1 protein-coding gene and 1 pseudogene are annotated in these 1,720 nt (G+C 42.8%); both read left to right on the top strand.

The window, feature by feature from the left end; genetic code table 11:
* The coding region (locus ACFIJL_RS09270; RefSeq protein WP_375624401.1) for a hypothetical protein at positions 1-1,449 on the top strand (1,449 nt) is incomplete at its 5' end.
* Positions 1,449-1,720 (top strand): annotated as a pseudogene (locus ACFIJL_RS09265) (hypothetical protein); the annotation flags it as partial. The gene ACFIJL_RS09270 and the pseudogene ACFIJL_RS09265, both read left to right, overlap by 1 nt.

Raw genomic sequence — 1,720 nt, 5'->3', positions numbered from 1 at the left:
TTTCCAGTAGCCGATTACAGACCAGATGTTGCGGTTGTCAACGGCAGTTTTACGGATAGCCTTGTGAATGTTTTACCGGCAGATGGTGGTTACATACCCATGCCTAGTGCAATGGTTGTTTCTAATCCTTTGGAAGAAAAGCCCTTGGGTTCAATCGCCTTTAGAAGCGGTAATGGTGTTAAGATAATCGTAGGAGGCAAGCAAAAGCTTTATAGTTATGATAGCCAAACGAAGGGTTGGAAGGACATAAGTCAAAGAGGTGTGACTTATCATGCGCATGAAGATAATCAATGGTCGTTCGCTTTGTTTGGTCAAAGAATTATTGCGGTGAATAAAAATGATAAACCACAAGTTTTTAATACCCATAGTTCTGAACGATTTGAAGATTTAGGAGGCAATCCCCCGAAAGCAGGCTTGGTGAAGGTTTGGGGACCTTTTGTTTGTTTGATGCAATTGACAGATCACCCCAATCGCATTCATTGGTCTGGTTTGGAAGATGCTACTCATTGGACAGTTAAGCAGAAAGATTGCGATTTTCAAGATTTTCCGGATGGAGAATATGTTCAAGGGTCTACGGAATCGACTAATCCCCTCATTTTTATGCGTTCTGCTATTTATGCAGGAACCTTTGTTGCGGGTTCTAAGATTGTGTTTACGTTTCAAAAGATACAAGACAAGCGCGGAGCCCGTAGTGCGTCCTCTATAGCATGTCGAGGGAGTGACGCTTTTTTTGCAGGTGATGGTGGTTTTTATCAGATGAGTTTGGATGGTCAACTTTTACCGATAGGTTTTGAAAAGGTTGATAGAACGGTTTTTAAAACATTTGATAAGTTTGCTCTTGATGAGATGCAAGGAGTTATAGACCCCATTGATAACCGGATTTACTGGTCCTTAAAAAGAGGCAATAACGAGCAAACGACCTTTGTCTATGATTGGGGCTTACAGAAATGGTCGACACTACAGGGAAAGCCTTTCACGTTCTTTCCAGTGTTTACAACAGGGTATACTTTAGAACAGTTAGATGAGATTTCGATCAATCTTGAGGCATTGCCGGCTTCTTTAGACAGCCCTCGTTGGCAAAGTGGCGCTCCAATGCTTGGTGCTTTTGATGAAAACAATCGGCTTGTTATGTTTACAGGAGCCCCGATGGAGGCAACGGTTGTTTCACAAGAGATGGGGGCACCGGATGGAAGTTTTAACTTTATTACGAAGATGTTTGCCGAAGTTGATACGACGGAAGGTCTTTTAAGCATTGGAGAGCGTCGTCTTCGCAATAATCAGACACCGATCACATGGCACAAGGAGAGGGTGTGTTCGTATGTCACGGGCGCTTATCATGGGCGTTCGCGCAATCGTTATCACCGGTTTAAATTACGCATTCCTAAGAATGAACCTTGGACGATGATTACGGGATTTAATGTGGATTTACGTCCTTTAGGCAGATGGTAATGGCAAAAGTCTTTTTGACCACGTCTTGGGATATGGAGCGTATAGCGCCTTATCTTGAAGAAATCATTGCATCCTTTAGAGAGTATGTAGAGCGTTTCAAACATGAAATTACGTTGCAAGAACTCATTGAATCTATTTGCACGGGTAAGAAACAGTTATGGCTTGTTTTGGATGATGAAGAGCGCTTTTTAGCAGCAGTCACGACCCAGATACAACAGACAGTTTTAGGAAAGAAGCGCGCTCTGATTTGTGAATGTAGTGGCAAGGGTGT

It is taken from the genome of Bartonella sp. TT119HLJHH, from assembly GCF_042193385.1.
Classification (GTDB): domain Bacteria; phylum Pseudomonadota; class Alphaproteobacteria; order Rhizobiales; family Rhizobiaceae; genus Bartonella.
This window is presented reverse-complemented; position numbering and strand designations above follow the sequence as displayed.